At 54.7% G+C, this 6,274-nt stretch carries 5 protein-coding genes and 1 pseudogene; 3 read left to right on the top strand and 3 right to left on the bottom strand.

The window, feature by feature from the left end; genetic code table 11:
* Positions 1–216: 216 nt before the first annotated feature.
* Positions 217–1,896: a 30S ribosomal protein S1 gene (gene rpsA / locus MPRO_RS24710; RefSeq protein ID WP_067299059.1), complete on the bottom strand. Its 1,680-nt coding sequence runs from the start codon at positions 1,894–1,896 to the stop codon at positions 217–219.
* Between the two features lie 248 nt (positions 1,897–2,144).
* On the opposite strand from rpsA, the gene MPRO_RS24705 reads away from it, so the two are divergent.
* On the top strand, positions 2,145–2,462 hold the full coding sequence (locus tag MPRO_RS24705) for a hypothetical protein (protein ID WP_158651934.1): 318 nt from the start codon (positions 2,145–2,147) through the stop codon (positions 2,460–2,462).
* A 10-nt stretch (positions 2,463–2,472) separates the two neighbouring features.
* On the opposite strand, the gene MPRO_RS24700 is transcribed toward MPRO_RS24705, so the two are convergent.
* Together MPRO_RS24700 and MPRO_RS24695 are read right to left on the bottom strand one after the other, a co-directional pair.
* On the bottom strand, positions 2,473–3,243 hold the full coding sequence (locus tag MPRO_RS24700) for a hypothetical protein (protein ID WP_067299056.1): 771 nt from the start codon (positions 3,241–3,243) through the stop codon (positions 2,473–2,475).
* 9 nt (positions 3,244–3,252) lie between these two features.
* On the bottom strand, positions 3,253–5,319 hold the full coding sequence (locus tag MPRO_RS24695) for a carboxy terminal-processing peptidase (protein WP_245635202.1): 2,067 nt from the start codon (positions 5,317–5,319) through the stop codon (positions 3,253–3,255).
* Between the two features lie 211 nt (positions 5,320–5,530).
* On the opposite strand from MPRO_RS24695, the gene MPRO_RS24690 reads away from it, so the two are divergent.
* The gene (locus MPRO_RS24690; protein ID WP_245635201.1) at positions 5,531–6,010 is read left to right on the top strand and encodes an FKBP-type peptidyl-prolyl cis-trans isomerase; all 480 of its coding nucleotides are present in this window, start codon (positions 5,531–5,533) and stop codon (positions 6,008–6,010) included.
* A 32-nt stretch (positions 6,011–6,042) separates the two neighbouring features.
* Positions 6,043–6,274 (top strand): annotated as a pseudogene (locus MPRO_RS24685) (M18 family aminopeptidase); the annotation flags it as partial.

Here is a 6,274-nt window from a genome sequence, read left to right as displayed (position 1 = left end):
AAGCAGGACACCACTGTCAAAGTCGGGATCAAGAACAAGCGCAAGGGGTGCGGCTGGAGTGATCAATACCTGTTTCATATTCTTGGATTGATCAAATAATGTTCATGCGTTCGCCCTGGGGGTTGGGAGGCTGAAGTTTGTGGGGCCGGCGGGGTTTGGTGGGCATAAAAAAGGAGCGCCGAAGCGCTCCTTGTTTACTAGGCAATAGACTATCGCTTAGTTGTTTTTCAGCATCTGCTGTTTGATCAGCTCGCCGATGGTGGTCGGACCAGCGACTTCAACTTCCTGGTTGCGCACAGTACTGATGGCTGCTTTTTCTTCAGCCTGGTCTTTGGCGCGGATAGAAAGGTTGATGGCGCGGTTGCGACGGTCAACGTTGGTGATCTTGGCTTCAACTTTGTCGCCAACTTTCAGTACGGTAGTGGCGTCGTCGATGCGCTCAGCGCTCAGCTCGGACACTTTCAGTACTGCGTCGATGCCTTCAGCCAGCTCGATAACAGCAGCTTTGGCTTCAACAGACTTGACGATACCGTTGACGATGGTGCCCTTGTCATTGGCTGCCACGTATTCGCTGAACGGATCGCTTTCCAGCTGCTTGATGCCCAGCGAGATGCGTTCTTTTTCAGCGTCGATGGACAGGATGACAGCTTCAACCTCTTCGCCTTTCTTGAACTGGCGCAGGGCGGCTTCAGCATCAGCTTCCCAAGTGATATCAGACATGTGCACCAGGCCGTCGAGGTCGTTATCCAGACCTACGAAGATACCAAAGTCAGTGATCGTCTTGATAGTACCGGAAGCGCGATCGCCAGCAGCGTGCTGCTCAGCGAAGGAAACCCATGGATTGCCGGTGCACTGCTTGATACCCAGGGAGATACGGCGACGCTCTTCGTCTACGTCCAGGATCATCACTTCGACTTCGTCGCCAATCTGCACGACTTTGGACGGGTGGATGTTCTTGTTGGTCCAGGACATTTCGGAAACGTGTACCAGGCCTTCAACACCGTCTTCGATCGAGGCAAAGCAGCCGTAATCGGTCAGGTTGGTGATGCGTGCAGGTACTTTGCTGCCGGACGGGTAGCGGGACTTGATAGCTTCCCACGGATCTTCGCTCAGCTGTTTCAGACCCAACGAGATGCGGCCAGTTTCCTGGTCGAACTTGATGATCTTGACAGAGATCTCGTCGCCCGGGTTCAGCATTTCGCTCGGGTGAGAGATGCGCTTCCACGCCATGTCTGTGATGTGGAGCAGGCCATCAACGCCGCCCAGATCAATGAAGGCACCGTAGTTTGTCAGGTTCTTGACGTAACCCTTAACAACCTGGCCTTCTTGCAGTGCAGCCAGCAGCTCGTCGCGTTGAGCGCTGTTGGCTTCCTGCAGAACCGCACGACGCGAAACAACGATGTTGTTGCGCTTGGGGTCCAGCTTGATCAGTTTGAATTCAAGTTCCTTGCCTTCCAGATGGTCGACATCGCGTACGGGACGCACGTCAACCAGGGAGCCCGGCAGGAAGCCCTGAATGTTGTTGATGCTGACAGTGAAGCCACCCTTGACCTTGCCGCTGATGTAACCGGTAACGGTTTCTTCAGCTTCGAATTTGGTCTGCAGTACTTCCCAAGCTTCAGCGCGTTTGGCTTTTTCACGGGACAGGCGGGTTTCACCGAAACCGTCTTCTACCGCTTCCAGCGCAACCTTGACCGTGTCACCGATCTTGATTTCAAGTTCGTTGTTATCGTTAAGGAACTGTACGCGCGGAATAACGGCTTCGGATTTGAGGCCTGCGTTTACGGTAACCCAGTCGCTGTCGATGTCGACAACTTCACCCATAACGAGGGTGCCCGGAGTCATATCTACGTTTAGCAGGGATTCTTCAAATAGTTCAGCAAAGCTTTCGCTCATGAATAGGTCCTATGGTAAGTCGGCAACCCGTTAAGAATAGGGCGGCGCGAGCTTTCTATACCGTCAGCTGTATAGGTCAGATTAAACATAAAGCGGCGACGGTCTCCGTTGCTGACGGGACACCGAATTGCCGCAATAAGGGAGCCATATTGTACAGCTAATGTGTCGGTTAAGATAGCGTTCGGGTGCCTGTTGTCGGTATAATTGGTTTCAGTTTCAAACCCCAGCAGAGTGCTTACCAGGATTACATGACAAAAAACGATATAGAAGCTCAGATCGCAAAGTTGCAAGAGCTAGAAGCCAGCATTACCGAAAGCAAGCGCGAGCGCATTGAAGAACTTGCCAGCGAGCGTTCCCGCAAGTCTGAAGAATTTGCCGCGGAGCTGCGCGAAAAAGCGCGCCTCAAGCAAGAGCGCGAACAGCAGCGCCAGGAAGATCTTGCCCGTATTCAGGAAGAGCAGAAAGCTGAAGCTGCGCGCAAGCGTGAAGCCAAGGAAGCTGCCAAGCGTGAGCGTGAAGAAGCCAAGCGTGCTGAAGCGCGTGCGCGTCTGGCCAAGAAAAGCTGAATCGGCTCGTTTAAAACAGAGTGTCGAGTGACTGGCGTAGCGCCAGTTGACACGGCTTGATGACCGCTAGCAGGTCCTGGCGCAGTGCTGTCGAAAGCAGGGACGTATCGTTCGTCCGCAGATACTGTGCCAGCATGTGCTCTTCAAGTGCGTTGTTGGCAGCAAGCTCGACGGCATCTCCAGTACAGAAGGCGTAGCCCGGCAAATAGTCGTTAATGATGCGATCATGCTCAGTTTGATCCAGTATTAGTCTGTTTTGCTGTGCGAAGCGTCGGTATTCCTGTGCGGATGCTATCGCCATGATGTCTACCTGCCGGTCGGAAAAACGGTCTGCGTCGGGCAATCTTCTCAGATATGACTTCAGGTCGGCCTCGACCTGGGTGATTTTCTGGTCGAAATTATTCGGTGCGAAATACTCGTTGAGTTGTCTGTATTCCTGCAGCGATTTGACCTGTTCCTGCGCCGAGTCTAGCTGTGCCTGCAAGCTTTGATTGGCCTGCGCCAGCTTCTCCTTTTCTTCGGTCAGGTTGTAAATCAGCTGCTGTACGGGCGTGGGCGCGGCGTTTTGCATGCGTGCCTTGAGCTGTTCGCTGCTCGGTGCCTGATTCAGGCCGATGCCGGGAGAGCGGGTATTGGAATAGCCGAGCTGCTCAAGTTCCAGCTGTGTGGTCGCATGTTGTGACTGGATATTGCGGTAGGTGAAATAGCCGCCCGTCGCCAGTGCTGCAATCAGCACCGACGCGCCGGCTACTATCAGTATCTGACGGCTGGGCTTGGCCATGGCGGAGGCTTATTCCTTGGCGGTGGCCGCCGTATAGCGGAACGTCAGATCTACCATGTCCAGCAGGATGCGGCCGGTTTCTTCCAGCTGTGCTGTAGATTCTGAGCTGATGGGGCGTCCCTGCTCATCTTTTATCAGTTCGTCTTCAAGTTCCGTTAGTGCGCTCAAGGGCGTTTGCTGCTTGAGGGCGCGGCGCCGGTTCTGGGCATCAAGCTGCCACTGCTCGGCTTCATCACGTTCTGCGCGCAGCGCAGTCTCATTCAGCGGAATGGTTTTGTCCTTGGCGGCTGCCGTCAGATGTTCGACCTGTTCGCGCATGAAGATAAAGTCCGGATCAGTCTCAACCCGTTTCAGGTGGCGCTGGTTGAGTTCTTCCTGAAAATTATCTACGCCGATAAACTTGCCGTGACGCACTTCGCGCACTTGATCCCAGGGGAGGGCGCCTTCGAGTGCGCTTTCGCCTATTTCCAGCTCGTTATACAGGCTGGGCAGTTTTATGTCGGGTACGACACCCTTGTGCTGGGTGCTGTCACCGGAGATACGATAAAACTTGGCATGGGTCATTTTCAGCTGGCCGTGACGCAGAGCATGCAAAGACTGCACTGTGCCCTTGCCGAAGGTCTGGCTGCCTACGACGGCGCCGCGACGATAGTCCTGAATGGCGCCGGCGAAAATTTCCGATGCCGAGGCGCTAAGGCGATTAACCAGTACGGCCAGTGGGCCGCTGTAGGCAACTTCGGCATCGTAGTCGCCGAGGATATCGATGCGGCCATTGGGATCGCGAATCTGTACCGTGGGGCCGCGGCTGATAAAGAGACCGACCAGTTCGTTGGCTTCGCGCAGCGAGCCGCCGCCATTATCACGCAGGTCGATCACCAGTCCCTGGATGCCTTCATCGTTCAACTCCTTTATGAGCTTCTCGACATCCCGGGTGGTGCTTTTGTAATTGGGATCACCGCTCTGCAGGGCGGCAAAGTCAATATAGAAGGCCGGAATTTCGATCACGCCAAGGCGGTAGTTCTGGCCCTGGTAATCGATATCCATGATGCGTTTCTGTGCGGCCTGCTCTTCAAGTTTGACTTTGCTGCGTACGATGCGCACTTCCTTGCGTTTCTGGCGGTCATTGCTGCCGGCGGGATCGACCTGCAGGCGCACTATGGTGTCCGCCGGGCCGCGAATCTTGCTGACAACATCATCCAGACGCCAGCCGACGATATCGACCATTTCGCCATCATCGCCCTGGGCCACGGCCACTATGGTATCTGAGGCTTTCAACTGACCTGTTTTGTCGGCCGGTCCCGCTGGTACCAGGCGCACGATTTTGGTGAGCTCGTCATCGCTTTGCAGTACGGCACCGATGCCTTCCAGGGACAGGCTCATGTTGATCTGAAAGTTTTCTGAATTGCGTGGCGAGAAATACTGAGTGTGCGGGTCGTAACCTTTGGATACGGCGTTGATGTAGGTCTGGAAGACATCTTCGCTTTTCATCTGTTCGGCGCGGTGTAGCTGATAGCGGTAGCGCTTGAGCAGGGTTTCGGTGGTGTCGGCCAGATTTTTGTCCGCCAGCTTCAGGCTCAGAGCGGCGTTTTTGAGACGTTTGCGCCACAACTTGTCCATTTCGTCCTGGGTCTGAATCCAGTTGGCGTTGGTGCGGTCTATGTCGAGGGTTTCATCGAGGTCGAACTGTACGTTATCCAGGCCGCCTTCCAATTCGGTGATCATGAAGGTCAGTCGTTCATGCATGCGCTGCTGGTAACGATTGAAAATGCCGTAGGCGTCCTTGAGTTCACCCGCCTGAATGCTGTCATCCAGGGTGGTGCTCAGAGGGCCGAACTCGGCAATATCACTGGCGTAAAAATAGCTCTTGCTGGGGTCGAGGTCTTCCAGGTATTGCTCCAGCAGCTGGCTGGAGAAACTGTCGTCTATGGTGACCTTGTTGTAATGTTCCCGCGTAAGGGAGTCGAGAATATCGAGTGTGGTTTGTCGATGAATCGGCTCGGGCGCCAGTGCTTCAGGCGCGGCGGTACTGGCGGTCGCGCTTTGAAGCAGAAGTGACAGTGCAAGAGTCGGAAGCAATAAAAGAGTTCGATTGAGCATATCAGTTCGGTGCGTCCCAGTAGGCCAGGTAGTTGAACCTTCAGACAGGCTAATTGCCCAGCAAGTTCAACCAGTACAGGTTACAGAGTGTAGTCATCGCGTGTCCTAATGTAAAATCAAGCGTTTAGGGCGCTAGCAGGGTGAGTTTCAGATGCAAAGAAGAGCAGTAAAGTGGGCGCTTTGGGTCTTAATGGGCGCTTCCCTAATGGGGTGTGGCGATGACTCGGATGAGGCCGCATTTCGCGCAGAGTTAGTCGATAAGGCGCGCAATGACGACAATCAGCGTGCCGGCCAGTCATTTCTGGCGAGCAACGCTCAGGCTGAGGGTGTTGTGACCTTGCCCTCGGGTTTGCAGTACCGGATTCTGGTGCCAGGCTCCGGTGCCAAGCCGGATGTCAGCAGCAGGGTGCGGGTGAATTATGAAGGTATGCTCATCGATGGGACTGTGTTCGATAGCTCCTATGCCCGAGGCGAGCCTGTAAGTTTTCCACTGAATCGGGTTATACCGGGCTGGACTGAGGGCTTGCAGCTTATGCGCGAAGGTTCGCAGTGGATGCTCTATTTGCCGTCTGAACTGGCGTACGGCATGTCGAGCCCGACGCCGAGCATAGCGCCGAATTCGGCATTGATATTCAAGGTCGAGCTGCTTGCGGTCGAATCATCGCAGTAACGATCGTAATTGCATTAAGCAGGGGTGGAAGGATGCAACAATTTAATCAGCAGCTGATGGATTTTATCGCTGCCTCGCGCACGCCCTATCATGCGGTGGCGCAAATGGTTGAGCGTCTTGAACAGGCGGGTTTTGTGGGTCTGCAGGAGCGGGATATCTGGAGTCTTGAGCCGGGTGGGCGTTATTTTACCACCCGCAACGGCTCAGCCATTATTGCCTGGGTTATGCCCAAGGTGGGCAAGCTGGAGGAATCCGGTCTGCGCA

This window comes from Marinobacterium profundum, from assembly GCF_001528745.1.
GTDB lineage: Bacteria > Pseudomonadota > Gammaproteobacteria > Pseudomonadales > Balneatricaceae > Marinobacterium_A > Marinobacterium_A profundum.
This window is presented reverse-complemented; position numbering and strand designations above follow the sequence as displayed.